27 protein-coding genes are annotated in these 26,379 nt (G+C 66.9%); 14 read left to right on the forward strand and 13 right to left on the reverse strand.

From position 1 onward, the window contains the following. Positions 1-5 precede the first annotated feature (5 nt). The 6 genes from ED208_RS04350 (at position 6) to ED208_RS04375 (ending at position 6,454) form a co-directional block, all read left to right on the forward strand. Positions 6-884 (forward strand): lysophospholipid acyltransferase family protein, encoded by an 879-nt coding sequence (locus ED208_RS04350; protein ID WP_123210616.1) that lies wholly within the window; start codon positions 6-8, stop codon positions 882-884. 161 nt (positions 885-1,045) lie between these two features. Continuing rightward, entirely contained in the window at positions 1,046-1,984 is a 939-nt protein-coding gene (locus ED208_RS04355; RefSeq protein WP_123210617.1) for an ABC transporter ATP-binding protein, read from the forward strand. After that, positions 1,981-2,724 carry an ABC transporter permease subunit gene (locus ED208_RS04360; RefSeq protein WP_123210618.1) on the forward strand — a complete coding sequence of 248 codons (744 nt, stop codon included), beginning with the start codon at positions 1,981-1,983 and terminating at the stop codon, positions 2,722-2,724. Before ED208_RS04355 ends, ED208_RS04360 begins: the two co-directional genes overlap by 4 nt. Positions 2,725-2,737: 13 nt before the next feature. After that, positions 2,738-4,126 carry a GldG family protein gene (locus tag ED208_RS04365; RefSeq protein ID WP_123210619.1) on the forward strand — a complete coding sequence of 463 codons (1,389 nt, stop codon included), beginning with the start codon at positions 2,738-2,740 and terminating at the stop codon, positions 4,124-4,126. 94 nt (positions 4,127-4,220) lie between these two features. Continuing rightward, positions 4,221-5,099 (forward strand): DUF4340 domain-containing protein, encoded by an 879-nt coding sequence (locus tag ED208_RS04370; protein ID WP_158608431.1) that lies wholly within the window; start codon positions 4,221-4,223, stop codon positions 5,097-5,099. Positions 5,100-5,185: 86 nt separating this feature from the next. Then, positions 5,186-6,454 carry a GGDEF domain-containing response regulator gene (locus ED208_RS04375; RefSeq protein ID WP_123210621.1) on the forward strand — a complete coding sequence of 423 codons (1,269 nt, stop codon included), beginning with the start codon at positions 5,186-5,188 and terminating at the stop codon, positions 6,452-6,454. A gap of 10 nt (positions 6,455-6,464) precedes the next feature. Here ED208_RS04375 and ED208_RS04380 read toward each other — a convergent pair whose 3' ends face one another. The 3 genes from ED208_RS04380 to folE all read right to left on the reverse strand — a co-directional run bounded on the left by ED208_RS04380 (position 6,465) and on the right by folE (position 8,955). Next, the gene (locus ED208_RS04380; protein ID WP_123210704.1) at positions 6,465-7,271 is read right to left on the reverse strand and encodes an SDR family oxidoreductase; all 807 of its coding nucleotides are present in this window, start codon (positions 7,269-7,271) and stop codon (positions 6,465-6,467) included. A 42-nt stretch (positions 7,272-7,313) separates the two neighbouring features. Continuing rightward, on the reverse strand, positions 7,314-8,324 hold the full coding sequence (locus tag ED208_RS04385; RefSeq protein ID WP_123210622.1) for an acyl-ACP desaturase: 1,011 nt from the start codon (positions 8,322-8,324) through the stop codon (positions 7,314-7,316). 88 nt (positions 8,325-8,412) lie between these two features. After that, on the reverse strand, positions 8,413-8,955 hold the full coding sequence (gene folE / locus ED208_RS04390; protein WP_123210623.1) for a GTP cyclohydrolase I FolE: 543 nt from the start codon (positions 8,953-8,955) through the stop codon (positions 8,413-8,415). Between the two features lie 63 nt (positions 8,956-9,018). On the opposite strand from folE, the gene ED208_RS04395 reads away from it, so the two are divergent. The 5 genes from ED208_RS04395 to ED208_RS04415 all read left to right on the forward strand — a co-directional run bounded on the left by ED208_RS04395 (position 9,019) and on the right by ED208_RS04415 (position 12,598). Then, positions 9,019-9,828: a ParB/RepB/Spo0J family partition protein gene (locus tag ED208_RS04395; protein WP_123210624.1), complete on the forward strand. Its 810-nt coding sequence runs from the start codon at positions 9,019-9,021 to the stop codon at positions 9,826-9,828. A 185-nt stretch (positions 9,829-10,013) separates the two neighbouring features. After that, entirely contained in the window at positions 10,014-10,688 is a 675-nt protein-coding gene (locus tag ED208_RS04400) for a CsgG/HfaB family protein (protein WP_123210625.1), read from the forward strand. A 35-nt stretch (positions 10,689-10,723) separates the two neighbouring features. Beyond that, positions 10,724-11,110 (forward strand): DUF4810 domain-containing protein, encoded by a 387-nt coding sequence (locus tag ED208_RS04405; RefSeq protein ID WP_123210626.1) that lies wholly within the window; start codon positions 10,724-10,726, stop codon positions 11,108-11,110. After that, positions 11,107-11,766, forward strand: coding sequence for a DUF799 domain-containing protein (locus tag ED208_RS04410; protein WP_123210627.1), 660 nt, complete (start codon positions 11,107-11,109; stop codon positions 11,764-11,766). Before ED208_RS04405 ends, ED208_RS04410 begins: the two co-directional genes overlap by 4 nt. A 73-nt stretch (positions 11,767-11,839) precedes the next feature. After that, positions 11,840-12,598, forward strand: a complete 759-nt coding sequence (locus ED208_RS04415; RefSeq protein WP_158608432.1) for a M48 family metallopeptidase — start codon at positions 11,840-11,842, stop codon at positions 12,596-12,598. Between the two features lie 15 nt (positions 12,599-12,613). On the opposite strand, the gene ED208_RS04420 is transcribed toward ED208_RS04415, so the two are convergent. The 4 genes from ED208_RS04420 to ED208_RS04435 form a co-directional block, all read right to left on the reverse strand. After that, a complete protein-coding gene (locus ED208_RS04420; protein WP_148044683.1) occupies positions 12,614-12,919 on the reverse strand; it encodes a hypothetical protein in 306 nt (101 codons plus the stop codon). A gap of 352 nt (positions 12,920-13,271) precedes the next feature. After that, the gene (mnmG, locus tag ED208_RS04425) at positions 13,272-15,158 is read right to left on the reverse strand and encodes a tRNA uridine-5-carboxymethylaminomethyl(34) synthesis enzyme MnmG (RefSeq protein ID WP_123210630.1); all 1,887 of its coding nucleotides are present in this window, start codon (positions 15,156-15,158) and stop codon (positions 13,272-13,274) included. 243 nt (positions 15,159-15,401) lie between these two features. Beyond that, entirely contained in the window at positions 15,402-15,788 is a 387-nt protein-coding gene (locus ED208_RS04430) for a hypothetical protein (protein WP_123210631.1), read from the reverse strand. Further along, positions 15,788-16,096: an Mpo1-like protein gene (locus tag ED208_RS04435; RefSeq protein WP_123210632.1), complete on the reverse strand. Its 309-nt coding sequence runs from the start codon at positions 16,094-16,096 to the stop codon at positions 15,788-15,790. The genes ED208_RS04430 and ED208_RS04435 overlap by 1 nt, the downstream gene beginning before the upstream one ends. Positions 16,097-16,181: 85 nt before the next feature. Between ED208_RS04435 and rimK the strand changes: the two genes are divergently transcribed. Both rimK and ED208_RS04445 read left to right on the forward strand, forming a co-directional pair. Continuing rightward, positions 16,182-17,078: a 30S ribosomal protein S6--L-glutamate ligase gene (gene rimK / locus ED208_RS04440; RefSeq protein ID WP_123210633.1), complete on the forward strand. Its 897-nt coding sequence runs from the start codon at positions 16,182-16,184 to the stop codon at positions 17,076-17,078. Continuing rightward, a complete protein-coding gene (locus tag ED208_RS04445; protein ID WP_123210634.1) occupies positions 17,078-18,130 on the forward strand; it encodes a succinylglutamate desuccinylase/aspartoacylase family protein in 1,053 nt (350 codons plus the stop codon). The genes rimK and ED208_RS04445 overlap by 1 nt, the downstream gene beginning before the upstream one ends. A gap of 4 nt (positions 18,131-18,134) precedes the next feature. Here ED208_RS04445 and ED208_RS04450 read toward each other — a convergent pair whose 3' ends face one another. The 4 genes from ED208_RS04450 to ED208_RS04465 form a co-directional block, all read right to left on the reverse strand. Continuing rightward, positions 18,135-19,103 carry a diguanylate cyclase domain-containing protein gene (locus ED208_RS04450; RefSeq protein WP_123210635.1) on the reverse strand — a complete coding sequence of 323 codons (969 nt, stop codon included), beginning with the start codon at positions 19,101-19,103 and terminating at the stop codon, positions 18,135-18,137. Between the two features lie 204 nt (positions 19,104-19,307). After that, positions 19,308-20,219, reverse strand: a complete 912-nt coding sequence (locus tag ED208_RS04455; protein ID WP_123210636.1) for a M14 family murein peptide amidase A — start codon at positions 20,217-20,219, stop codon at positions 19,308-19,310. 3 nt (positions 20,220-20,222) lie between these two features. Next, positions 20,223-20,870 (reverse strand): thiol:disulfide interchange protein DsbA/DsbL, encoded by a 648-nt coding sequence (locus ED208_RS04460; protein ID WP_123210637.1) that lies wholly within the window; start codon positions 20,868-20,870, stop codon positions 20,223-20,225. Between the two features lie 21 nt (positions 20,871-20,891). Further along, the gene (locus ED208_RS04465) at positions 20,892-21,518 is read right to left on the reverse strand and encodes a c-type cytochrome (RefSeq protein WP_123210638.1); all 627 of its coding nucleotides are present in this window, start codon (positions 21,516-21,518) and stop codon (positions 20,892-20,894) included. 149 nt (positions 21,519-21,667) lie between these two features. On the opposite strand from ED208_RS04465, the gene yihA reads away from it, so the two are divergent. Beyond that, entirely contained in the window at positions 21,668-22,285 is a 618-nt protein-coding gene (yihA, locus tag ED208_RS04470; RefSeq protein WP_123210639.1) for a ribosome biogenesis GTP-binding protein YihA/YsxC, read from the forward strand. Here the strand turns inward: yihA and ED208_RS04475 are convergent. Both ED208_RS04475 and polA read right to left on the reverse strand, forming a co-directional pair. Further along, the gene (locus ED208_RS04475; RefSeq protein ID WP_123210640.1) at positions 22,282-23,100 is read right to left on the reverse strand and encodes a peptidoglycan-binding domain-containing protein; all 819 of its coding nucleotides are present in this window, start codon (positions 23,098-23,100) and stop codon (positions 22,282-22,284) included. The two genes, yihA and ED208_RS04475, sit on opposite strands and share 4 nt — an antisense overlap. 397 nt (positions 23,101-23,497) lie before the next feature. Next, positions 23,498-26,365: a DNA polymerase I gene (gene polA, locus ED208_RS04480; protein WP_123210641.1), complete on the reverse strand. Its 2,868-nt coding sequence runs from the start codon at positions 26,363-26,365 to the stop codon at positions 23,498-23,500. Positions 26,366-26,379: the final 14 nt, after the last annotated feature.

A 26,379-nucleotide genomic window follows, 5' to 3' on the forward strand; every position in this document is an offset into this window, starting at 1 on the left:
TCTGCATGAGTGACTGCAAGAAAGCCGCCGTGCGTTGTCTGCTGCGCGGCCTGGGTTCCCTGCCGCTGCCGCTGATCCACGTTCTGGCGGCGCTGTCGAGCCTGCTCCTGCTGGTGCTGCCCAACCGTTTGCAGCAGGTCAGCGGGCAGCAGCTGCGCTACTGCCTGCCGGAGCTGGGCTGGGCGCGTCGGCGGAGCCTGGTTGTCGCCAGCCTGGGGCATTCGATGATGGCGGCGCTGGAAGCCCCGGCGATCTGGTTTGGCCCCGAACGCCGGCTGCGCCGCTGGCTGCGCGCGCCCGAAGCGGCCGCGCAATTGGCGAGCTTACGGGCGCAGGGACGCGGCGTGATCCTGCTCTGCCCGCACTGGGGCGCCTGGGAGCTGGCCGGCCTGTTCTGCGCCGCCCAGGGGCCGATGACCTCGCTCTACAAGCCGCAGAAAGGGCTGATGGAGGCGCTGATCCTGGAAGGCCGCTCGCGCCTGGGTGCGCAGCTGGTGCCGACCAGTCCCGCCGGGGTGAAGCAGCTGCTCTCGGCGCTCAAGCGCGGCGGGATGGTCGGCATCCTGCCCGACCACGACCCGCCCGAGGGCAGTGGCGTCTACGCGCCGCTGTTCGGTCATCCCGCCCACACCATGGAGCTGGTCAGCAAGCTGGCGGCACGGACCGGCGCGCCGGTCTGGTTCTGCCTCGCCGAGCGCCGGCCGCTGCGCGGTTTTCGCATCGGTCTGCAGGCGGCGCCCGTCGCCGTGGCCGATCCGCAGCAGGGGCCGGCGGCGCTCAATGCCGGGGTGGAAGCAGTGATCCGCGCCGCGCCCGGCCAGTACTGGTGGAGCTATCCGCGCTACCGGCGCCGCCCGCCCGGCAGCCCCGATCCCTATGCCTGAAGGCCGACTTGAGTCAGGATTGACGCCCGCTTGAGCCGGGCGGCCGCAAACCAGAAAAATCCGCCCCGACCACGGGAACTCGCGCCCAGACCCTCCGGTCGGAGCGCCCGAGACACCCCGTAGCATCCGCAGCAACCCACTCCTAAATACCTAGAGAAGACATGGAGCACGACATCCTCATCGAGGCGCGCGGGCTGACCCGCCGCTACGGCCCCAACGTGGCCGTCGAGAGTATCGACCTGACGCTAAGGCGTGGCGAGATCCTCGGCCTGCTCGGCCCCAACGGCGCCGGCAAATCCACCACCATGAAGATGCTCACCGGCAATCTCGCGCCCACCGGCGGCACGGTGAAGATCAATGGCATCGACCTCGCCGCCGATCCCAAGGGCGCCAAGCGCTCGATCGGCTATCTGCCCGAGCAGCCGCCGGTGCATCCGGAGCTGACCGTCGACGAATACCTGGGCTTCGCCGCCGCGCTGCACGGTGTCGCCAAGAAGGACCGCGCCGCCGCGCTGCAACGTGCCAAGCAGGCCTGCGGGCTGACCGAGGTCAGCCGTCGCTTGATCGGCAATCTCTCCAAGGGCTACCAGCAGCGTGTCGGTCTGGCACAGGCGATCATCCACCGGCCGCCGGTGATCATCCTCGACGAGCCGACCGTGGGCCTGGACCCGATCCAGATCCGCGAGATCCGCAGCCTGATCGCGACGCTGGCCAAGGAGCACAGCGTGATCCTGTCCAGCCACATCCTCCCGGAGATCCAGGCGGTGTGCTCGCGGGTACTGATCGTCAACCGTGGCCGGGTGGTGTTCCACGAGTCGCTGGCCAAACTGGCCAGCGAAGCGATCCCCAGCTACTACGTGCAGTTCAGCCGCCCGCCCGAGCATCTGGAGCTGCCCGGCGTGTCGGCGATCAGCGCGCTCGGCGAAGGCCGCTACCGCATCGAGAGCGACCCCAGCTTCGACCCGCGCGAAGCGCTGGTGGAGCGCAGCGTCGCCAACGGCTGGGGCCTGCTGGAACTGCGCCGCCAGACCCGCAGCCTGGAAGAAATCTTCGTCTCGCTCACCTCGGGCGAGGCCAATGAACTGAGGAAAGCCGCATGAGCCCGGTGTTTGCCATCGCGCGCCACGAGGCGCGCCGCATCTTCGTTTCGCCGCTGGCCTGGACGGTGCTGGCGGTGCTGCAGTTCATCCTCGGCATGGTGTTCTTCCTGACCCTGGCGCAGATCGCCGCCGAGCCGGGCATGCTCAACGAGCAGGCCGGTGTCGCCGACTACATCGGCGGTTCGCTGTACGGCTTTTCTTCGATTCTGCTGCTGCTGATCATCCCGCTGCTGACCATGCGGCTGTTCGCCGAAGACAAGAAGTCCGGCAGCCTCACCCTGCTGACCAGCGCGCCGGCCTCGATCACCGAGATCGTGCTCGGCAAGTACCTCGGCCTCTGCGTGTTCTTCCTGGCCGCGCTGGCGCTGATGGCGGCGATGCCGCTGTCGCTCTTGGGGGGTACCGACCTCGACCTCGGCCGCATCGCCGCCGGCCTCCTGGGCGTGTTCCTGCTGATGCTGGCCTTCGGTGCGGCGGGGCTGTTCATGTCCACCCTCACCCGCGAGCCGGTGATCGCGGCAGTGGGCGGCTTCGGCCTGCTGCTGGTGGTCTGGCTGCTGGAGGCGATGGCCTACAACGGCAATGCCTTCTCCGAACTGTTCCGCCAGCTCTCGCTGATCGGTCACTTCGAAAAGCTGCGGCGCGGCGTGTTCAGCACCGCCGATCTTGCCTACTACACGCTGTTCATCGTCCTGTTCCTGTGGCTGTCGGTGCAGCGCCTGGACCTCGAACGCAACTGACCCGAAACCGAACATGAAAAAGACCAACCTCCGCATCCAGCAGGCGGTTTCGGCGCTGCTGATGCTTGCCCTCATCGGCCTCGCCGGCTGGCTGTCGACCCAGTACAAGCTGGAGTTCGACTGGACCGCCAACCAGCGCAATACCCTTACCGCCGCCTCACTCAAGCAGCTCGGCAACATGAAGGAGCCGGTGAAGGTGCTGGCCTTCGCCACCAGCGGCGCCGAAAGCCGCGCCGAGATCGAGCAGTTCTTCGCGCGCTACATCAAGGCCAAGCCGGATCTGAGCATCGACTACATCGACCCGATCAAGAACCCGGCCAAGGTGCGCGAGTACAACATCAGCAACGTCGGCGATCTGGTGATCGAATACCAGGGCCGCCGCGAGACGGTGCGCGCCGGCGAGATGAACGAGACGACGGTGACCCCGGCACTGCAGCGCCTGAGCTTCGCCGAAGAGCGCTGGCTGGTCTTCCTCCAGGGTCACGGCGAGCACGATGCCGCCGAGCCGGGTGCCTCCGGTTATGGCCAGTTCGTGCAGGCCCTGCACGACAACGGCCTGAAGACCCAGCCGCTCAACCTCGCCACCAGCCCACGGGTGCCGGACGATGCCGCCGCGCTGGTGGTGGCCGGCCCGACCTCGGCGCTGACCGAGGGCGAGACCCAGATCCTGGTTGATTACGTGAAGCACGGCGGCAACCTGCTGTGGCTGTCCGACCCCGACAGTCCGCCGCCGCCGCCCGCGCTGGCACAGCTCCTCGGCGTGCGCTTCGACAAGGGCACCGCGATCTTCCCGGAGTTCGCGGCCCTGGGCGGCGACCCGAGCATGTTCCTCACCGCCAGCTATCCGCGCACGCCGGTCACCGGCGAGCTGCGCGAGAACACCGCCTTCCCGCTGATCCGTTCGCTCAGCAGCGATCCGGCGGCCAAGCCGGAACCGGCCTGGAAATCGCAGCCCTTCCTGCAATCCTCGCCGGAGGCCTGGCTGGAAACCGGCCCGCTTTCGGGCGAGGTCGGTTTTGATGCCGACAAGGGCGATGTCCAGGGTCCGCTGACGCTGGGCCTGCTGCTCAACCGCAGCCTGCCGGTCGAGAAGGCGGCGGATGCGGCGGCGGACGCCAAGCCGGCGGAAAAACCGCAGCGCATTGCCCTGGTCGGCGACTCCGACTTCCTCAGCAATGCCTTCATCGGCCAGCTCGGCAACGCCAAGCTCGGCCTCAACCTGGCGCGTTGGTTGGCCAGCCGCGACGACCAGCTCGACATCACCGTCCCGGCCGCGCGCGACCAGTCGCTGAATCTCTCGCCGCTGGCCGCCGTGCTGATCCAGTTCGGCTTCCTGCTGCTGCTGCCGCTGGCGCTGCTGGCGATTGGCCTGGGCCGCTGGCTGTCGCGTCGCCGCCGCTAGCGAGCCCGGGATCGCAGGGGCGGCCAGTGGCCGCCCCTGTTACCGCGAGAACAGGCGGGGCTGAAGCGCCGCCCTGGAGCCCATGGAGAAACCGATGAACCGCAACACGCTCAACCTCGGTCTGGCCGTGCTAGTCGCCGCCCTGGCCGGCGGCGCCTGGTACGCGCAGAAGCAGAAAGACGCCGCCAAGCCGACGCTCACCGGCATCGCCGCCGAGGGGCTGTCCAGCGCCAGCGTGCAATGGCCGGACGCGCCGGAGATCAAGCTGGTGAAGCAGGGCGGCCAGTGGCAGCTGAGTGCGCCGGTCAGCGCCCGCGCTGACCGCTTCGAGGTGCTCAACTTCAGCAATCTCGCCACCACCGAGGTGAAGGAAACCCTCAGCCCCGAGGGCCTGGACCTTAAGCAGCTGGGCCTGGACCCGCCCGAGCGGGTGCTGACGCTCAATGACCAGCGCATCGAGTTCGGCGCCACCGACCCGATCGAATCGCGTCGTTACGTGAAGCTGGGCGACAAGGTGATGCTGATCGACGACCCGGTCAGCGCTGCCTTCGACCGCGACTATCAGGATCTGGTCGCCAAGGAGCTGTTCGCCGCCGACGAGGAGCTGGTCGGTATCGCGCTGCCGAGCCTGAGCCTGCGCAAGGGCGAAGACGGCAACTGGCAGGCCGAGCCGGCTTCGGCCGCTGCGACGCCGGCGGCGCTGGCGAAGCTGGCCGAGGGCTGGAAAGCCGCCAGCGCGATGTGGAACGAGGCCGGCGGCGAGGAGCCGCAGGGGCAGCGCCTGCGCTTCACGCTCAAGGACGGCGCGCAGCGCGAATTCGTGCTGGTGGGGACCGAGCCGCAATTCTCCCTGTACTCACCCACCGCCAAGGTTCGCTATCAACTGTCCAAGGCGCTGGCCGACGAGCTGTTGCAGCTGCCGAAGCCAGCTGAACCGCCCGTCGGGAAGTCCCCGGAGGCCCCTAAATCCTGATGAATATTTCACCGATGGCGCAGTAGAATTCGCGGCCGCCGGCAGGAATAGTAGTTTTTACGTGGTCGGCCCTAGGCCGAGCGCGCATGAAGATTCTTCTGGTTGATCACAGTCCGGACGAGCGGCAGGCGATACGCCAACTGCTGGAAGACGACTGTGCCCTGCAGGAGGTCGATACCGGCGCCGAGGGTCTGAATCGCGTCGAGTTCGACACCGATTGCGTGCTGGTGGAATACGCCCTGCCGGACCTCAGCGGGGTCGAGTTTCTGGTGCAGCTGCGCAGCCAGGGCCTGGACGTGCCGGTGGTGCTGCTGAGCCGCGATGCGGGTTCGGATGTCGCCGCCCGCGCCCGCCAGTGCGGCGCCGACGAGGTTCTGGTCCGGAGCGAGATCAACGCCGACAGCCTGCGCCGCAGCATCCGCGGCGCGGTCAACCGCCGCGCGCTGGAAAGCAATCTGCGTCGCGAGCAGGCGCGACCCGAGCTGATCTACCGGCTGATCGACGAGAGCGAGGATTTGTTCTTCGCGCTCGGCCGGCACGGCGAGATCGTCGAGGCCAACCTCGCCACCGAGCGTGCGCTGGGCTTCAGCAAGCAGGAGCTGCTCGGTAGTCAGCTCAGCAACCATCCGCTGTTCGACCGGGTCGCCGGGCGCCTGCTCGACCGCCTGCGCAGCGCCAATCTCAACGAGTCGCTGCGGCTGGAAGGCGAGCTGATCCAGGCCGACGGCCGGCCGGCACCGACCGAGATCAACGTCATGCGCGTGCGGGTCAGCGGCGAGGACTTCCTGGTGGCGGTGGCCCGCAACATCAGCGAGCGCAAGGCGCTGGAAGAGCACCTGCGGCGCCTGAGCCTCAACGATGCGCTCACCGGCGTCGCCAACCGCCGCGCCTTCGAGGCGCGGCTGGCCGACGAGTGGCGGCGCGCCGGCCGCTCCGGCTGCCCGCTGGCCTTGCTGCTGATCGACATCGACCACTTCAAGGCCTACAACGACACCCTCGGCCATCCCGCCGGCGATGCCTGCCTGCGCAGCGTCGCGGCGCGGCTGAATGCCGCCATGCGGCGCCCGGAAGATCTGCTGGCCCGCTACGGCGGCGAGGAGTTCGCGGTGCTGCTGCCGGCTACCGACACGGCGGGTGCGATGACCTTTGCCCAGCATCTACAGGACAGCCTGCGCAAGGCGGCGCTGCCGCATCCGGCCTCGCCCAGCGGCGCGCTGGTGTCGATCAGCATTGGCGCGGCGACTACCGAGCAGTTCCTGGAGCGCTCGCCGAGCACCTTGGTGGCGGCTGCCGATGTCGCCCTCTACGAGGCCAAGGCCGCCGGCCGCGACTGCCTGCGTTTCCGCGCTGCGTGAACGCCCTGGGCTAGGACTTCTTCCGGCCCCACTTGGCGGTGGTCTTCTGCATCATCCGGAAGAAAGTCTGCGGCGAGGCACGCTTGACCAGTGCCTGCACGCGGGTGTCCTTGTGGGTGAGCACCAGGAACTGACGCTTATCCACCGCGCTGGCGATCTGCGCCGCGACGTCGTCGGCGGTGATCCCGGACTTCTTCATGAACTTGTGCACCATCGCCACCGTGCCCGGCTGGGTGACCCGCGCGGCGTTCATCAGATTGGTCGGGAAGAATGCCGGGCAGACCACCGACACGCCGATGCCGAACGGCGCCAGCTCGTGCAGCAGGGTTTCCGACAGCGAGATCACGCCGGCCTTGGCGACGTTGTAGGAGGCCATCGCCGGCGGATTGGCGATGCCGGCGAAGCTGGCGATGTTCACCACATAGCCGGACTTCTGCGCCTTGAACAGCGGGGCAAACGTCTTGCAGCCGCGCACCACGCCCAGCAGGTTGATGTTGAGCACCCAGTCCCAGTCGCTCAGCGGGGCTTCCTCGATGCTGCCGGCAGTGGCGACGCCGGCGTTGTTGACCAAGAGGTCCAGTCCGCCCCACTCGCTCTGCAGGCGCTCGCGGGCGGCGACGAAGTCTTCCTCGCGGGTGACATCGAGCGCGAAGGCGAGGCCGGAGCCACCCTCCTTCTCGACGTGGGCGAGGGTCTCGGCGACGCTGGCGGCGTCACGGTCGGTACAGGCCACGCGCGCGCCCCGGGCGGCGTAGTGGAGGGCGATGGCGCGGCCGAGGCCGGACCCGGCGCCGGTGACGAGGATTCGTAGGCTCATGGCCGCATCATCGGTGCCGTTGCCGGCCGCGCGCAAGCGGCTTTAAGCGAACGCCAGCGCGCGGTCGTCGATGAACTCGAAGCGGTAGCTCTTCGGCCCCAGCTTGGCCTGCTGATAGTCGGCGATGCGTGCCAGCCGCGCCGGCACCTTCATCAGCTTGGCCTGCGCCTCGGCGCCCTCGGCATTGAGGCCGCTCAGGCCGCCGATGTTCCAGTGCTCAAGCAGCTCCTCGACGATCTTCTGGTACTGGCGCGGCCCGAAGATGTCGTAGCGCTGCACCACGTCGGAAAGCTCCTTGAAGCCGGCGATGTTGTGGCCGGGCATGGCAAAAGCCAGCGTCACCTTCAGCAGTGAATCGAGGGCGCGATTGGGGTCGAGCTTGAGGATCTCGGCGAAGCAGGCGCGGTAGAACTGGTAGTGGCGCGACTCGTCGCCGGCCAGGTGTGCCAGCACCCGCTGCAGCATCGGCTCGTGCTCGCCGGCCAGGCGGCCGGTGTTGGCGTGGCTGATCTGGGTCGCCTTCTCCTGCAACGAGGTATAGGCGAGCAGGCGGTAGGGGTCCTGCTCCCAGTCCGGGTCGAAGCCGGCGGCGATGTACTGGTATTGCAGGCGCTCCAGCGCGCCCATGTTGAACAGCCGGGCGTCGCGCACGTAGTCGCGCATCGCGCAGCCGTGGCGGTCTTCCTCGGCGGTCCAGACATTGTTCCAGGCGCGCCACACCGACTCATTGCTCATGTGCACGGCGATCAGCCGGTGGAAGTGCGGCAGACCTTCCTCGGTGAGCAGGTTGAGCGCGACGGCGACGCGCACGCCATCGGGCAGGCCGCGTGCGCGCACGCGCAGCTCGCTGAGCATGCGGTCGTCGGCTTCGCCAAGATCGGCATCGGCCGGCATCAGGTCGTTGGGGAACCAGAGCTTGCGGCGCTCCAGATGCCGCTCCATCTCCAGGGCGACGGTCGGCTCCATCGCCACCAGCACCTCGATCTGCTGCGGGGTGCCGAAGCGGCTCGCAGCCAGCGATGGCGGGACCAGAGTTTGGGCTAGGGTGGTCATGGCTTCCTCGGGCGTCTGACGCGGCTCGTCCCGTTACGGCTCTGCAGGCCGTTCGGACGCGGAAAGTATAGGCAAACCCGATGCCGCCCTAGCTCTTGATCAGCGTCAGGAATTCCTGGCGGGTGCGTGGATCGTCGCGGAAGCGGCCTTCCATCATCGAGGTGGTCATCGAGGAATTCTGCTTCTCGACACCGCGCATCATCGCGCACATGTGTCTCGCTTCGATGACAACCGCCACGCCCTTGGCGTCGGTGACTTCCAGGATGCAGTCGCCGATCTGCTTGGTGAGCTGTTCCTGGATCTGCAGGCGGCGCGCGAACATGTCGACGATGCGCGGAATCTTCGACAGCCCCAGCACCTTGCCGTTGGGGATGTAGCCGATGTGGGCGCGGCCGAAGAACGGCAGCAGATGGTGCTCGCACATCGAATACAGCTCGATGTCCTTGACGATCACCATCTCGTTGTTGGTGGTGGCAAACAGCGCGCCATTGATCAGTTCCTCCAGGCTCTGGCGATAGCCCTGGGTCAGGAACAGCATGGCCTTCGACGCCCGCTGCGGGGTATTGAGCAGGCCTTCGCGCGTCGGGTCTTCACCGACGGCCTTGAGGATGGATCGGTATTCGGCTTCCACGGCGAGAGTCTGATCGGGCGTGAACGGGTGGTGTGCGATTATGGCATGCCCGATTTTCACCCCATGTCCGCTCCCATTCCGCCCGCCAGGCCCGCGCAGACCGTTCGCGCCGTGCCCATCGACCTGATCCGCCCCGGCAGCCAGCAGGCGCGCCGGAGCTTCGACGCGGGCGCCCTGGCCGAGCTGGCCGAGAGCATCCGCGAGAGTGGCATCGTCCAGCCGCTGGTACTGCGCACCCGGGTCTGGGGCTACGAGATCCTCGCCGGCGAACGCCGCTGGCGCGCCGCCCAGCAGGCCGGACTGCACGAGGTGCCGGCGCTGCTGCGCGACGACCTCAGCGAAGACGAGGCCTATGTCCTAGGCCTGATCGAGAACCTCCAACGCGAATCACTGACGCCGATGGAAGCCGCCGCCGGCCTGCGCCGGCTCGGTGAGCTGCACACGCTGACCCACGAGGAAATTGCCCAGCGCATCGGCAAGTCGCGGGTCTATGTCACCAATGTCCTGCGCCTACTCAATCTCGACCCGGCTGTGCAGACCCTGGTCGACGAAGGCCATCTTTCGTTAGGCCACGCCAAGGTGCTGGCTTCGCTGCCGGCCGATGCGCAGAAGCGCTGGGCGGGCGAAGTGATCGGTCGCGGTCTCAACGTCCGCGCGCTGGAGCGCCGTGTCGCCCGCAGCCGGCGTGGCCAGCCAACCCGGCCCTCGAAACCCGCCGACTGGCGGCGGCTGGAGCGCGAGCTTTCCGACCTGCTCGGCTTTGCTGTGGAGCTCAAAGCCGACAAGGCCGGCCAGGGCGAGCTGCGTGTGGCCTTTCACTCGCTGGATGAGCTGGATGGATTGCTGGCTCGGCTGGGGTATGAGGGCGGTTGAGGTCTCTAATACCGAGTCCAACGACCAAAAATGGAGGTGAGTGCGAAGCCGATGTAAAGCCACATCTGGTGTTGGTACGATGAGGCAGCAACTGTGGAAAGTGGTTAGCCGGATGTCTGGCGCCACAGGCGTCAAAAGCCGGCTAGGTCCGGTTCGCAACATAAATTAGATTAGGGAAACTGCTCATGCGCTGCAAAATCATATCCTCGGGCCTTGTTGCCGCCGCACTTCTCGTCGGGTGCGCTACGGAAAGCTCACGGACGCTGGAGGTAGCTAAAGTTACTTCTGCGGCCACTGCCCCCACATACAAAGGTGTGCGCACCCCCATCTCCGTTGGCAAATTCGACAATCGTTCGAGCTATCTGAATGGCATTTTTTCCGATGGCGTAGACCATCTTGGCGGTCAAGCCAAAACCATCCTCATTACCCACCTGCAGGAGAGCGGCCGTTTTAACGTACTGGACCGCGCCAACCTGTCGGAATTGGGGCAGGAGTCCCAGTTCAAAAAGTCGGCCCAAAATATCAAGGGCGCAGACTACGTAGTCACTGGTGACGTTACTGAGTTCGGCCGCAAAGAAGTTGGCGACCAAGCGCTATTCGGAATACTTGGCCAGGGCAAGCAGCAGATTGCGTACGCGAAAGTCGCATTGAACGTCGTCAATGTCTCCACCTCGGAAGTCGTTATCTCCGCTCAAGGCGCAGGCGAATTCAGTCTGTCAAATCGTGAGATTGTCGGCTTTGGAGGCACCGCCAGCTACGATTCGACGCTCAATGGAAAAGTATTGGACCTAGCCATTCGCGAAGCTGTGAACACCCTGATTGCGGATATCGACTCCGGCGCCTGGAATCCTGCGAAATAGTCGCGCGTTCCGTATAAAGATTTAGGGACGCCAATATGAAACTTATGCCTCGCCGGACAATGGCAGCCGTTGTGGCGCTTACGTATGCGCTTACAACTGCTGGCTGCGTCACCCCCCCTCAACAGCTCTACTACTGGGGCAACTACCAGCCTGAGACCTATTCGTATTTCAAGAATTCCGAGACCCCGCAAGAGCAGATCGTCAATCTTGAGAAAACAGTGCAGGAAGCACAGGCAGCCAACCGCTCACTCCCACCCGGCTTCAGTGCTCATCTCGGCATGCTTTACCTAGCCAGTGGACAAGCTGACAAGGCTCAGTCGGCCTTTCAGATGGAGCAGACTCGATTTCCAGAGTCGGCGGCCTACATGGATTTTCTCCTCAGGAAGAAACCACAAATAACCTCCGGGGGTGATGTGCCATGAATACACGACACCTCATAGGCGTTTCCGCCCTTTATTTTTTGGTCTTCGGTCTCGCCGGCTGCGCCACGGCGCCATATGACTACTCGGCACTCAAGGCCAGCCGTCCCAAGTCGATCTTGGTCTTGCCGCCGGTGAACGACTCCAACGTGGTGGATGCGTCTAATAGCGTCTTCTCTACGGTCACACTCCCACTCGCTGAATCTGGCTATTACGTGTACCCGGTAACGTTAGTCGCTGAAACCTTCCGCCAGAACGGCCTGAACAACCCTGCGGAAATCGCGATGGTTTCACCGACCAAACTGCGTGAAATCTTCGGGGCTGACACGGCGCTCCATATCCAGATAAAGCAATACGGAACGACCTATTACGTGATCAGCAGCGCCAGCGTGGTAACTGCCGATGCGCGTCTAGTCGATCTCCGCACCGGAATCCAGTTGTGGAGCGGCACCGCGACCGCATCAAGTGCTGAGAACCAAAACGCGGCGGGTGGCGGCTTGGTCGGGCTCTTAGTGCAGGCGGTAGTGAACCAGATCATCGAGTCAACCACGGATGCGAGCCACAAGATTGCCGGGATTACTAGTGCAAGATTGCTAACGGCGGGTGCTCCAAAGGGTCTGTTGTATGGCCCTCGTTCGCCTAAGTACGACCCTCAATAGGGAAGAGGGTCTTTCGGTTTCTGACCGTCATGACTTTATCGAGTTGAACATATCGTCGTTGCCTCAAGACTCGATGAACTTTCCCTTCCCTGTCCAAGAACGCGTCAACCCCAAGGCGCGCTACATCCGCGTCGCGGTCAACGCCACCGGCGAGGTGGTGCTGACCATCCCGCGCTACGCCACCAAGGCGGAGGCGCGGGCGTTTCTGGTCAGCCGGCTGGAGTGGGTGCGCGAGCAACTCGGTAAGCTGGAGAGCCGCACGCCGGAAGCGGCGCGTCGGCCCCTGCGCTGGGACGGCGCCGACGTGCTGCCGCTGCGCGGCACCGAGACGCCGGTGCGCTGGTCGCGCGCCAGCTTGTCGCGGCCGCAGGTGCGGCTGTTGCCGGAGGCGATCACCGTGTTCGCTCCACAGGACACCCGGCACGAGCTGCTGACGCGGCTGTTGAAACGGACGCTGATCAACGAGGCGCGCCTCGAGGCAGAAGATCTGCTCAACCAGGAGGCGCACCGCCTCGGCCTGCGCTGGCGCGAGCTGCGCATCGGCGATCCGCGTGCGCAATGGGGCAGTTGCACTCCGGAAGGAGTGATCTCGCTGTCCTGGCGCCTGCTGCTGGCGCCGCCGGAAGTGTTCCGCTACGTGGTGATCCACGAGCTTTGCCACCTGCCGCATCCCGACCACTCGCCGCGTTTCTGGGGGCTGGTGGCGCAGCAGATGCCGGAATGGTCGCTGCACCGCGACTGGCTCAAGCGCCACGGCGCCGGTCTGCACCGCTGGCTGGCGCGCCCGCCGGATGCCGATGCGCCGCCACCGCAGGCCGATTTATTTGGCTAAGGGGCGAGATATCCCTTAGTTGGAAATGTTGACGGGCACTACTGCGGAGCGCTGCTGGAAGTCAATGCGAGCCTGATCGTTGCTTCTGTCAATTTGCGCGATCTGCTCCTCGGTCAGACACCAGGTCGTGTCATTCACGCGCGACCCAACGGGCTGAAGGGTTTGGCAACGCGGGAAGAGGCGCGCACCGACCTTGAAGTAATTCTTTGACCAGGCAGGCTTATCCTGAATAGCCGCTCCCTCCGGCTTGGTCGACGACGTGGTCGCACAGGCAGAAAGAAGAAGGGAAGCCGCCAGACCGAACAACAGAGCTGTACGCATGACCATCTCCATTAGACTCACAGGCACTACGTGGCAGAGTCTAAACCTGGGCTTGAACTCTGCACAATGTATTCCACTTTCGCCGAGTGGTCATCGAAAAGTTGGCACGGATGGTGTAGTGCTACTAGGCAAGCGCTCAAGGAAGCTGAGGTCTATCAAGGATGAAATTCTTCGTTGCAACCACGGTTCTGTCGCTGGTCCCGGGCCTTTATGCCTGCGTATCCGCCCCTGCGGAGGGAGTTTCGAGCAAGCCGGCGAATGCCGCGAGTAAGCAGGACGGTTGTGTCAGACAAGCGCCGGCTCTGGGGTCGCGCCTCGGTGAACTGGTTTGTCCCGACGCGGCCGACTGAATTTAGCCGGCGGTGCGCAGCTGCCCGGCCTTCTTCAAATGCACCAGCAGCAGCGATAGCGCGGCCGGAGTCACCCCGGAAATGCGGCCCGCCTGACCAACCGTGTCCGGCCGGTGGCTGAGCAGCTTGGCGCGCACTTCGTTGGATAGGCCGCTGACCCGGCCGTAGTCGAAATCGGCAGGGATGGCGGCGTCCTCGTGACGGCGGGTGCGGGCGACTTCCAGCGTCTGGCGCTCGATATAGCCGGCGTACTTGGCGGCGATCTCCACCTGCTCGCTGATGGTCTCGTCCAGCTCGATGGGCGCCAGGCCCAGCACGCGGTAGGCCGCGTAGCTGGCCTCGGGACGACGCAGCAACTCGAAGGCGGAGATGCCCTGGTCGGTGGGCAGCTTGCCGAACACCGCCGCAAACTCCGGCGCGGCCATCTGCGCCGGCTTCAGCCACAGGCCCTCGACGCGCTCGCGCTCGGTGGCGACCGCTTGCTGCTTGGTCTCGAACGCCGCCCAGCGCGCATCGTCGACCAGGCCCATGGCGCGGCCGGATGGCGTCAGCCGCGCGTCGGCATTGTCCTCGCGCAGCAGCAGCCGGTGCTCGGCGCGCGAGGTGAACATGCGGTAGGGCTCGGTGGTACCGAGGGTGATGAGGTCATCGACCAGCACGCCGAGATAAGCCTCGTGGCGCTGCGGCACCCAGCCCGCTTCACCACGCGCCGCGCGGGCGGCGTTGAGGCCGGCCAGCAGGCCCTGGGCCGCCGCCTCCTCGTAGCCAGTGGTGCCGTTGATCTGGCCGGCGAAGTAGAGGCCGCCCAGCGTCTTGGTTTCCAGCGTGCGTTGCAGATCGCGCGGGTCGCCGTAGTCGTACTCGATGGCATAGCCGGGGCGGACGATGCGGGCGTTCTCCAGGCCTTCGATGGAGCGCACGAAGGCCTCCTGGATGTCGTAGGGCAGGCTGGTGGAGATGCCGTTGGGATAGATCTCGGTGGTGTTCAGCCCTTCCGGTTCCAGAAAGATCTGGTGCCGCTCACGGTCGGCAAAGCGATTGACCTTGTCCTCCACGCTCGGGCAGTAACGCGGCCCCACACCTTCGATTACGCCGGTGAACATCGGCGAGCGCGTAAAGCCGCTGCGGATGATCTCGTGGGTGCGGGCGTTGGTGTGGGTGATGTGGCAGCTCACCTGGCGCGGATGGTCGGCGCGGCTGCCGAGGAAGCTGAACACCGGGCGCGGCGCGTCGCCGGGCTGCTCCTGCAGGCGCGTCCAATCAATGCTGCGGCCGTCGAGGCGCGGCGGCGTGCCGGTCTTGAGCCGGCCGATGCGCGGCATCAGCTCGCGCAGACGGGCGGCGAGCGGAATCGAGGGCGCGTCGCCAGCGCGGCCGCCGGGATGGTTCTCCAGACCGACGTGGATGCGCCCGCCCAGGAAGGTACCGGTGGTCAGCACCACCGCCGGGGCGAGGAAGCGCAGGCCGATCTTGGTCACCACGCCGGCAACGCGACCACCTTCGACGATCAGATCGGTGACTTCCTGCTGGAAGATTTCCAGGTTCGGCTGGTTTTCCAGCGCGCTACGCACGTAGGCCTTGTAGAGCGCGCGGTCGGCCTGGGCGCGGGTGGCGCGTACCGCCGGACCCTTGCTGGCATTGAGCGTGCGGAACTGGATGCCGGCGGCGTCGGCGGCGCGCGCCATCAGGCCGCCGAGCGCGTCGATCTCCTTTACCAGATGGCCCTTGCCGATGCCGCCGATGGCCGGGTTGCAGGACATCTGGCCGAGGGTGTCGATGTTCTGGCTCAGCAGCAGCGTGCGCGCACCGCTGCGGGCGGCTGCCAGCGCGGCCTCGGTGCCGGCGTGGCCGCCGCCGATCACGATCACCTGATAGGACTGAGTGCTCATCGTGTTGCTACCTATGTACGCCGGCACCGTCGGTCACTAGGTTCGCGCGTCCTGCGCTCACCAAGTGACCCGGCCCTCGGCTCCATGCCTCGGGCGCGAATCGGGGGCGAGCGATGCTCGCCCTTTCTCCGATTCGCCCGGCGTGGCCGCCGCCGATCACGATCACCTCGTAGCGCTGCTGGGACATGGACAACCGGGCCAATTCGCGGGGGCGCGATTCTAGCGCCGCTGGTCAACAAATGCTCAGGCTGGCAGTGGGAGCAGATCGGGCGGCGTGAACTGCGTGCGGCCGGCCGCCAGGCACTCGGCGCTGTAGTGCCGCGCGAGCAGGCCGCGCGCATTGGCGAACAGGTCTGGGTTGGCGGCCTGGAACTGCGCCCAGCTTTCGCCGGGCCGCAGGCGCGCGGCGGTCAGCCGCAGCAGCGCGATGCTGAGTGTCCGGTGGAACTTGGCCTCGGCGCCGAGGTGACGGACATAGCCTTCGATCAGGGTGCAGAAGCGGGCTTCGGCTTCTGCAAGCGGGGCGTGCAGCAGCAGTTCTCGCGCGACCCGCAGGTGCGCGGCGTGGCCGAATTCCGAGGGCGGCAGGCTGCCGTCGGCGAGGCCTTCGAGGATCTTCGCCGCCGTCATCAGAACGGGATCTTGCCGGTCAGCGTGTCCCACCACATCTTCCAGTCGCCCTTGTAGCTGAGCCAGGGGTACTGGAAGGTGGCCGGCTTGTTGTGCTCGAAGAAGTAATGCCCGACCCAGGCAAAGGCATAGCCCTGCACGAAGGCCACGGCGATCAGCCACCAGCTCTGGGTCAGCACCGCGTAGGCGGCGATCAGCAGGCCCAGGCTGGAGCCGATGAAGTGCAGGCGCCGGCAGGTGCGATTGGCGTGCTCGCCCAGGTAGTAGGGATAGAACTCGGCGAGACTCCGGTACTCGGTCTTGCTCATGGCGCGTCTCCTCGCGTTGAGATGGCCGCAGTGTAAGCGCAAGCTAGCCGCCAAGCCCCCAGTAAATCCTGCCTCCGCGCCGGCCATGAAGATCGCGATCCTGTCGCGCAACGCCCAGCTCTACTCGACCAAACGGCTGGTCAATGCGGCACGCCGGCGCGGCCATTCGGTGCGGGTGGTGGATGCACTGCGCTGCTACATGAACGTCAATCCGGCGGCGCCCGACGTGCACTACCGTGGCCGCAAGCTCGAAGGCTTCGACGCGGTGATCCCGCGCATCGGCGCCTCGATCACCTACTACGGCCTGGCGGTGCTGCGGCAGCTAGAGACGATGGGTGTCTGCGCGCTCAATTCCTCCACTGCCATCGCCCGCTCGCGCGACAAGCTGCTGGCCCTGCAACTGCTGGCGCAGAAGGGCGTCGGCATGCCGGTGACCGGCTTCGCGCACGCGCCGGACGACACCCGTGATCTGATCAATCTGGTCGGCGGCACGCCGCTGGTGGTCAAGCTCACCGAGGGCACTCAGGGCGTTGGTGTGGTGCTCTGTGAAACCGACGGCGCCGCCACCTCGGTGATCGAGGCCTTCCGGGGGCTCGACGCCTACTTCCTGGTGCAGCAATTCGTGAAGGAGGCCGGTGGCAGCGACCTCCGCTGCTTCGTGATCGGCGGCAAGGTGGTGGCGGCGATGCAGCGCACCGCCGCGCCCGGCGAGTTCCGCAGCAACCTGCATCGCGGCGGCAAGGCGCAGGCGGTGCCGATCAGCGCGCTGGAGCGCCGCACCGCGATCCGCGCCGCACGCATCCTCGGACTGAATGTCGCCGGTGTCGATCTGCTGCGCACCGCTCAGGGGCCGATGGTGCTGGAAGTGAATTCCTCGCCCGGCCTGGAAGGCATCGAGAAGACCACCGGCGTCAACATCGCCGGCGCGGTGATCGAGTTCCTGGAGCAGCAGCAGGCGCGACGCGCGCGGCGGAGCCGGTGATGGACGCAGCCTCCGCCCCGGCCGACCTGCTCATCGGTGGTGTCGCCGTCCCGGCCGGCAGCCGCCAGACCGTGAACCTGCCGGTCGCCGACCTCTACACGCGCACGCCCATCCATCTGCCGGTGATCGTGCATCGCGGCAGCCGGCCCGGGCCGACGCTGTTCGTCAGCGCCGCCATGCACGGCGACGAGATCATCGGCGTCGAGATCATCCGCCGTCTGCTGAAGCTGCCGGCGCTCGCCGAACTGGCCGGCACCCTGCTGGCGGTGCCGGTGGTCAACGTCCTGGCCTTCCTGCACCAGTCGCGCTATCTGCCGGACCGCCGCGATCTCAACCGCAGCTTTCCCGGTAGCGAGACCGGCTCGCTGGCGGCGCGGCTGGCGCACCAGTTCCTGAAGGAAGTGGTCGGCAATTCCGACTACGGAATCGACCTGCACACCGGTGCCATCCACCGGCCCAATCTGCCGCAGATCCGCGCCGACCTGAGCAATCCCGAGAACCGTCGCCTGGCGATGGCGTTTGGCGCGCCGCTGTTCCTCGACTCCAAGCCCACCGCCGGCACCCTGCGCGCCTACACCACCGCCGCCAACAAGCCGGTGATCCTCTACGAAGCCTGCGAGGCGCTGCGCTTCGACGAGACCGCGATCCGCATCGGCATGCAGGGCATCGTCAACGTGATGACCGAGCTGGCGATGCTGCCGCCGCCGGAAGCCGCGCCGCCGCCGGGAGTGACCCCGATCCTGGCCCGCTCCGATACCTGGGCGCGGGCGCCGGTGAGCGGCATCCTGCGCGCCCAGGCCGCGCTCGGCGACGCAGTGAAGAAGGGCCAGTTGCTGGGCCTGATCGGCGATCCCTTCGGCGAGCAGGAAACGCCGGTGGTTTCACCGGCCAGCGGTGTGGTGATTGGCCGGGTGATGCTGCCCCTGGTCTACGAGGGCGAGGCGGTATTCCACATCGCCCGTGTCGAAACCCCCGGAGAGGCGGCGCAGAACGTCGACCAGCTGGCGGCGCACAGCGCCGCCTGGGATCACGAGGAGCCGCGCATCGTCTGAGGCTTTAGTGCGCGCGCGGCGCGTCGTTGGCGGCCGCCGGCCGGGGCGGCGGCCGCGTCTCGGGGCCTTCCGGCTCGCCAGCGGCGGCCAAGCTGCCATAGCCGCGTACCGAGGTGGTGACCAGCTTGAAGCCCAATGGTGCCGGCCGCTCGGCGTTGATCGCCGCGATCAGCGGTGCGATCACCGCGTCGAGCATGCTCGCCGTGCCGGCGGTGGTGTTCTTGTCCGAATCCGGCAGCAGGATGGCGATCGAGCGGCTGCCGTAACGGGCGGCAAAGTCGCCGCCCCGGCGCAGCAGTCGCGCCACCGCCTCACCGATCTCCTGTACTTCGGCGTCGCTGGCGGCGTGCTTGCGGCTCTTCGAGGTGAGTGTCGCCAGCAGAATGCCGAGCGGCTGGTTGGAGCGCTCCGAGCGCCGCGTCTCGCGCGACAGCTGCAAGTCGAACTCGCGCCGGCTCATCAGCGCCGAGCCCTGTTGCTCGCCACTCGCCGGGCGGCCGGTGAGGGCGGCGGCGAGCAGACTGGTAGCGGCACGCAGGCGCTCCTGCACCAGCGGCGGTGCCATCGGCGTGCCGCTGCCGAGCACCACGATGCTGCCCAGCTCGCAGCCCGGCACCGCCGGCACGGCACGGCCTGCGCACCAGCTGATGCTGCTCTGGCGGCCGATCCAGGGGTGACCCTGCAGGCTCAGGCGCATTTCCTCGCGGTTGTAGAAGAACCCCTGGGCGAGGCCGGCGGCGAGTCGGTTCTTCGCCTTCACGGTCAGGAAGTTCAGCTGCGGCCAGACGAGCAAATGCTCAACCTGCCGGTCCGCCACCACCAGTGCGGCGATCTTGGCTTGGCTGGCTTCGGCGGCGAGTTGCAGGGCCTGGCAGACCAGGCGCGACCAGGGCACCAGGCCCAGGCCGTGATCGTTGGCGAGTTGCGCGACCCACTCCGGGGCGGCGTCGGATACCAGCTGGTGCTGCGGCATGTCGGGGCTCCATCAAAACCGGGGAATGGCGCCCGCGAAGAGCGCCAGCCGGCCCAGCCCGATTCACCATCCCTTGGTGAAATGCCCTGCGGGGCATCTCGCATCCTGCGTCCGCCGGCTGGCCGGAGCCGGCAGTGTGGGCAAGGTCGGCGCCGGTGACGGCCCGGGTTGACCAAGGGCGGAAACCGGCCGATGGAGCCGGGGTCAGGGAGCGCTATGCACCCAGTTCTGGTCCGTCAGCCGCTGGTATAACGGGGCCTCGCCCTTGGGCAGGTTGCGCTCCAGCCAGGTCAACAGGTCGCTCCAGATCCGCGCGCTCTGGCTGGCGGTGGGGGTTTCCTGCGAGTGCGGCAGTTCCAGGGTGATCACCGGCAGGCCCAGCTGCACACCCGCATAGTTGCCGAGCGAGCCGGGATAGGTGCCGAGTTCGTTGAGATTGAGGAAGCCGAGCTTGCGCGGCGGCGCGCGCGGGCCGTCGAAATCGAGAATGCCGTAGGGCGCGTGCACCGAGACGATGGCGTCGGGCTTGAAGCTCTGGATCTGCTGCACCAGCCATTGCGTCTCCGGCTCGGAGGCGGCGGCCGGCCCCGGCCAGCGGCGGCGGTCGCGACGGGTCTTCTGCTCCCAGTAGCGCGGCGCCAGCTCGTTCCAACGCGGGGTCGGGAAGTTGCGGTTGAGGTCCACGCCGTGGGCATTGGTGCGGCTGGAGGCGGGTTTCAGCAGGCCGTCCGGGTTCAGGCAGGGCGCGACCCGCCAGTGGAAGGGCTGGAACTTCTCGGCCGCCAGCCGCCGCATCCACTCGAAGCTCACCTGCACCGACGACAGCTCGTCGCCGTGGATGCCGCCGATCAGCAGGATCCGCTTGGGCGTGCCGCGCCGGCTGCCGGCCAGGTAGTCGCGGAACAGGATCGGCTGCCCCTGCACGCTGGCCGTGGTCGCCGCCTGCAGGCCGGAGCCGATGCATTCCTGGGCACTGAGGCCGCGAACCTTGCCGGCGATGCTGCGGCAGGCGGTATCCACCGAGGCCAGCGGCGCCGCCGGCGCCAGCGGTGTGGCGAGCAGGCCCGCAGAAACGAAAAACCCGGCGAGCAGGCGCCGGGCGGTGTTCGTGCTCAAGTCTTACTTGCGCTCTTTGCGCACCTTCTCGACCAGGAAGCTGACCACTTCCATCATCTTGTCAGGGCCGCCACCCATGGTGGCATTGGTGACGTACTGGCCGCCGACGACAATGGTGGGCACGCTGGTGAGCTGGTAGGTCCGTGCCAGCTGGTCGGCGCGGCGCAGGCGCGAGTCCACCATGAAGCTGGAGGTGGCGCGGTCGAAGTCGTCCGGCTTCACGCCCGCGACATCGCCATACAGCCTGCGGATGTCCTCAAGGCGGGCCATCGGCTGGTGCTTCTCGTGAATCGCAGCGAACAGCGGCGTGTGGGTCTTGTCGAGCACGCCGAGGGTTTCGGCGATGTAGAAGGCGCGGGCGTGCACTTCACCCTCCGCGCGACCCAGGGTGTTGGGCACGCGCTGGAAATCGACATATTCCGGCTTCTTCGCCTTCCAGGCCTCGACGAAAGAATCGGCGTGGAAGCAATGCGGGCAGCCGTACCAGAAGAACTCTTCCACCGTCACCCGCTTGGCGTCGGCCGGGGCGATGCTCTGCTTGACCCGGGCGTACTGCTTGCCTTCCTGATAGGGGGCGGAAGCAGTCTGCGCGCTGCAGGCCAGCGGCAGCAGGGCGAAAGCGAGGAAGCAGCGACGTAGCCAACGGTTCATCGGAAGAATCCTGGGTGGTCCTTACTGGAGCCCGTTCACGTAGGACGCGAGCGCGGCGATTTCGTCGTCCGTGAGCTTGGCAGCCACGGCGGCCATGATTGGAGCGTGCTTACCGCCCGCGCGTTCCCCGGATTTGTAGGCTTTCAGCTGGATGGCGGTGTAGGCGCCGTTCTGACCACCGATGCGCGGGTACTGCGCGGCCGGGTTGCCGGCGCCGGTGGGGCCGTGGCAGGCCGAGCAGGCGGCCAGACCGCGAGTGGCGTCGCCGGCACGGTAGAGCTTTTCGGCGGTCTTCACCGCATCCTTGCTGGCCACGCCAGGCACCGGCTTCTGCGCCGCGAAATAGGCGCCGAGGTCGGCCATGTCCTGGTCGGACAGCGCCGCCGCCTGGCCGTACATCACCGGGTTCTTGCGCTCGTTGGCCTTGAAGGCCTTGAGCTGACCGGCGACATAGCTCGAGTGCTGGCCGGCGAGCTTGGGCCATTCCGGATTGATGATGCCGTTGCCACCAACGCCATGGCAGGCGGCGCAGACGGCGGCCTTGCTGGCACCGGCGGCGGCATCGCCGGCCACGGCAGCATGGGCGGCACCTTCGGCGAACACGGCGGCGGGCGCGGCAAGCGCCAGGGCGAGGAGAACGCGCTTCATCAGTCCAGACTCCAGAAAGCAGCCGCAGATGCGGGCCCGCCAAAATGGCGACCGCGGTGCGACAGGTTTGAGAATGCGGCATTGTATTGATCCGGCCCGCGACTGTCATGGGCGGGCCCGCCCCGATCCACCCAACCCAAGCAGGCCGCATGAGCGCCCCGGAAGTCCCCGTCAATCCGTTTGCCCACACCACCTTCGTGATGTCCTGCGCGAAGCTGGAGCAGCTGCCTGCCGATGGCGCTCCGGAGCTGGCCTTCGTCGGCCGCTCCAACGCCGGCAAGTCCTCGGCGCTCAACACCCTCTGCCAGCAGAAGACCCTGGCGCGGGTGTCCAAGACGCCGGGCCGCACCCAGCTCATCAACCTGTTCGCCCTGCGTGGCGGCCAGTCCCGGCTGGTCGATCTTCCCGGCTACGGCTACGCGGCGGTGCCGGACGCCATCCGCCGCGACTGGGGCAAGCTGATTGGCGGCTATCTGGAAACCCGCGACACGCTGAAGACCCTGGCGGTGATCATGGACTGCCGGCATCCGCTCACCGACCTCGATGAGCAGATGCTCGACTGGGCCCAGGCCTACGGCCGGCCCTGCCATGTGCTGCTGACCAAGTGCGACAAGCTGTCGCGCGGTGCTGGTGCCGCCACGCTGCTGCAGGTCCGCCAGGCCCTCAAGGCGCGAGGGCCCGGGTTCACCGCCCAGTTGTTCTCCTCGCACACCCCGACCGGGGTGGACGAAGCGCGGGCGGCGCTGGCGGCGGCGCTGGTCGCCTAGAACTCCCAGGTGAAGGTGGCTCCGACGTTGTTGGCGTCGATTTCCTGCGCGCTGTTCTTGAGCTGGTACTTCATACCGGTGTAGCTCACCGCGAGCCACTTCCAGCCCAGCTGCGCCACGTATCCGAGGGCATTGTCGAACTCCAGATTGGGGCCGATCCCATCGCCATCGAACTTGATGTTCATGTGCTGCACCGGGCCGGCGCCGATGCGGAAGCCGCCCGGCAGCAGGTAGTCGGCGGTGAGCTTGAGTACGTAGCGGGTCAGGGTGATGTCGGCGTTGCTGGCCTTGGTGGTCACCAGCTTGTAGCCGGCGGTGGCGCGGATATCGACCGCCTCGACGGGCCGGAAATAGAGTCCGCCGGCCAGGGTGACGCCCTGGCCGGTGTCGACATCCTGGGTGGACCCGTTGGTGAAGCCCACGGTGGCCACCGTCTCCCCGCCCCACTCCAGCGCGCCTTCCAGCAACACGCCGAAGCGGCGCTGCGGCGCGGTGCCGCTGCCGCCGATGATGCCGCTGGGGGTGCTGGCCTTCACGGGGGCGGTCGGCAAGGCCTGCGAGCCGGACGGCGGCGCTACTGCGGCCATGAGCACTTCGTGGGTCTGCGGATCGACCAGCCCGGTTACCGGCAGGCGCTGGTCGGCCTGGAACCGGCTGACGGCGGCGGTGAGCTCGGCGTCGAATTCGCCATCCACCTTGCCGGGCTGGTACCCGAGCTGTTCGAGCATGCGCTCGGCTTCGAGGATGTAAGGCGAGGCCGCAGCCACGGTAGAAACGGCAGCCAAGATGAAGGCCGCGAATGAAGCGGTGCGCATGGTGTTCCCTTGAATTGCAGGTGGATTTGGTTATTGGCTCGGGACTCAATCCCCGACCGATCCCACTTTCAGATTAGCCGTTCCAACGGCCATCGGCACCGCCGCGCGGCCACAAAAAAACCCGGCGGTTCGGGGGAACCACCGGGTTACGATCCCGGCTGGGGAGAGCCGGAAAATACCGCCCAGGGAGTGGAGGCGGGAAGCAGGGAAGGGAGGGCCCCGCTTCGCAGAAGTAGATGGGTGGAACGGCAAAAAAGTTTCAGCGGCAAACGAACGCGGCGTCATTTATCGCCGTCCCGACGCCCTCGGGCCCTAGAAAAATCAGTGACTTGCGGAGCCGAAAATGGCTGCTCGCGGTTCGCTTCCGACCGTTCGTCGGCCGACATTCATAAAATTTTCAAGCACTTGCATGTCCCGAGGCGGTGTGGGCCGACTCCCAGTTGTCGCCGATGCCGAAATCGGCGACCAGCGGCACCGCCAGTGGCGCCGGGCGGTGGGCGCCCTCGTGCAGCACCCGCACCATGCGCCGCGCCAACTCCGGGGCCAGCGCGCTCATCTGCTCCGCCGGAGCCTCGAACACCAGCTCGTCATGCACCTGCATGATCATCTTCACTGCCGGCGCCTGATGGCTCAGGTAGGCGTGCAGGTCGATCATCGCTGCCTTGATGAGATCGGCCGCAGTGCCCTGCAAGGGCGCGTTGATGGCGGTGCGCTCGGCGTACTGGCGCAGACCCTGGTTCTTGGAATTGATGTTGGGCAGGTAGAGCCGGCGGCCGAACAGGGTCTCGACATAGCCGCGCTCCTTGGCCGCCGACTTGGTGTCGTCCATGAAGCGCTTCACGCCCGGATAGCGCGCGAAGAAGCGGTCGATGTAGTCCTGCGCCTCGGCGCGGCCGATGGCGAGCTGCTTGGCCAGGCCCCAGGACGACATGCCGTAGATGAGACCAAAGTTGATCGCCTTGGCGGCGCGTCGCTGGTCGCTGCTGACGGCATCGAGTGAGAGCCCGAACACCTCGGCGGCGGTGGCCTGGTGGATGTCCTTGCCACTCTGGAAGGCTTCGACCAGCTTGGCGTCGCCGGAGAAATGCGCCATCAGCCGCAACTCGATCTGCGAGTAGTCGATCGAGCAGAGCAGCTTGCCGGGCTCGGAGACGAAGGCGTGGCGGATGCGCCGGCCCTCGGCATTGCGCACCGGGATGTTTTGCAGGTTGGGGTCCTGCGAGGACAGCCGACCGGTGGCGGCGACCGCCTGGTGGTAGCTGGTGTGGATGCGGCCGGTGCGCGGGTTGATCTGTAGCGGCAGCGTCTCGGTGTAGGTCGAGCGCAGTTTTGACACGCTGCGCCAGTCGAGGATCAGCCGTGGCAGCGGATGCTGGGCGGCGAGGTCTTCGAGCACGTCCTCGGCGGTGGAGGGATCGCCCTTGGGCGTCTTCGCCAGCACCGGCAGGCCGAGCTTGCCGTAGAGCAGCTCCTGCAACTGCTTGGGCGAGCCGAGATTGAACTCGGTGCCGGCCTCGGCGTAGGCCTGTGCCTGCAACTCGGCCATGCGCAGCGCCAGCTCGCCGCTGATCTTGGCGAGCATCGCGGCATCGACCTTCACGCCGGTCTGCTCCATGGCCGCCAGCACCGGCACCAGCGGCATTTCCAGACGCTCGAACACTGCTAGCAGCGAAGGTGTCTCTGCCAATCGCGGGTAGAGCGTCTGGTGCAGTCGCAGGGTGATGTCGGCGTCCTCCGCCGAGTAGGCGGCGGCGATGTCGAGCGCGACCTGGTTGAAGGTGATCTGGTTCTTGCCCTTGCCGGCCACCTCGCTGAAGGCAATGGTCTTGTGGCCCAGGTATTTCTCGGCCAGCGTGTCCATGTCGTGGCGATTGCCGGCGGCGTCGAGCACATAGCTTTCGAGCATGGTGTCGTAGGCCAGGCCGCGCACCTGGATGCCTTGCAGCGCCAGCACATTGCAGTCGAACTTGGCGTGCTGGCCGACCTTGGCCTTGGCCGGGTCTTCGAGCAGGGGCTTGAGCCGCGCCAGCACCTCCGCCGCCGGCAACTGCGCCGGCGCGCCCAGGTAGTCATGCGCCAGCGGCAGATACCAGCCCTTGCCGGCTTCCACCGCGAAGGCCAGGCCGACCAGACGGGCGCGGTTGGACTCCAGCGAGTCGGTCTCGGTGTCGAAGCAGATCAGCTCGGCGGCTTCGAGCGCGGCCAGCATTTCGGCGAAGACGGCTTCGTCGACGACCAGGGTGGCTTGGGTTTTTTGTGAGGCCGGCAGCTCTGCGGCGCTGTCGCTCCTCCCGCCGCTTGCGGGGGGAGGCTGGGAGGGGAGCGCTTGCGGCGACAGCGGGGCGCCTGAAACGCCTCCATCCCGGCCCTCTCCCGCAAGCGGGGGAGGGAGACTCGCCGCCGCAGCAGCGCCCAACTCCTCCACCCAGCGATGGAAGCCCAGCCGCCGGTACAGCGTCGCCAACTGCTCCTTGTTCTCCGCGCCCTTGCGCAGGGTGTCGAGCGCCACCGGCAGCGCGACATCGCACTTGATGGTGGCGAGCACCCGGCACATCGGCAGCGTGTCCAGCGCGCCACGCAGGTTTTCGCCGAGCTTGCCCTTCACGGTCGGCGCGGCGGCGATCACGCCCTCCAGCGTGCCGTGCTCCTTGAGCAGCTTGGCGGCGGTCTTCTCGCCGACGCCGGGCACGCCGGGGATGTTGTCCACCGCGTCGCCCATCAGCGCCAGGTAGTCGATGATCTGCTCGGGGTGCACGCCGAATTTCTCGACCACGCCGGCCGGGCCCATGCGGCGGTTTTTCATGGTGTCGAGCAAGTTCACCCGCTCGCTCACCAACTGCGCCATGTCCTTGTCGCCGGTGACGATCAGCACTTCCATGCCGAGCGCCTCGCCCTGGCGTGCGAGCGTGCCGATCACGTCATCGGCCTCCACACCCGGCTCCATCAGCAGCGGCAGGCCCAGGCCTTTGACCAGATCCAGGATCGCCGGGAACTGCGCCGACAGATCTTCCGGCGTCTCGCTGCGATTGGCCTTGTACTCGGGGTAGATGTCGTTGCGGAACGAGGTGCCGCTGGCATCGAACACCACCGCGACGCGATCCACATGGTGCTCGCGCTGCAGGCGCTTGAGCATGCTGGCAAAGCCGTAGATCGCGCCGGTGGGCTCGCCCTGCGGACTGGTCAGCGGCGGCAGCGCGTGATAGGCGCGGAACAGCCAGTTGCTGGCGTCGATCAGGAGCAGGGTGTGGGGCGCGGATTCGGTCATGGCCGATTATCGCC

This window comes from Stagnimonas aquatica, from assembly GCF_003730135.1.
In the GTDB taxonomy this organism is placed as follows: Bacteria; Pseudomonadota; Gammaproteobacteria; order Nevskiales; family Nevskiaceae; genus Stagnimonas; species Stagnimonas aquatica.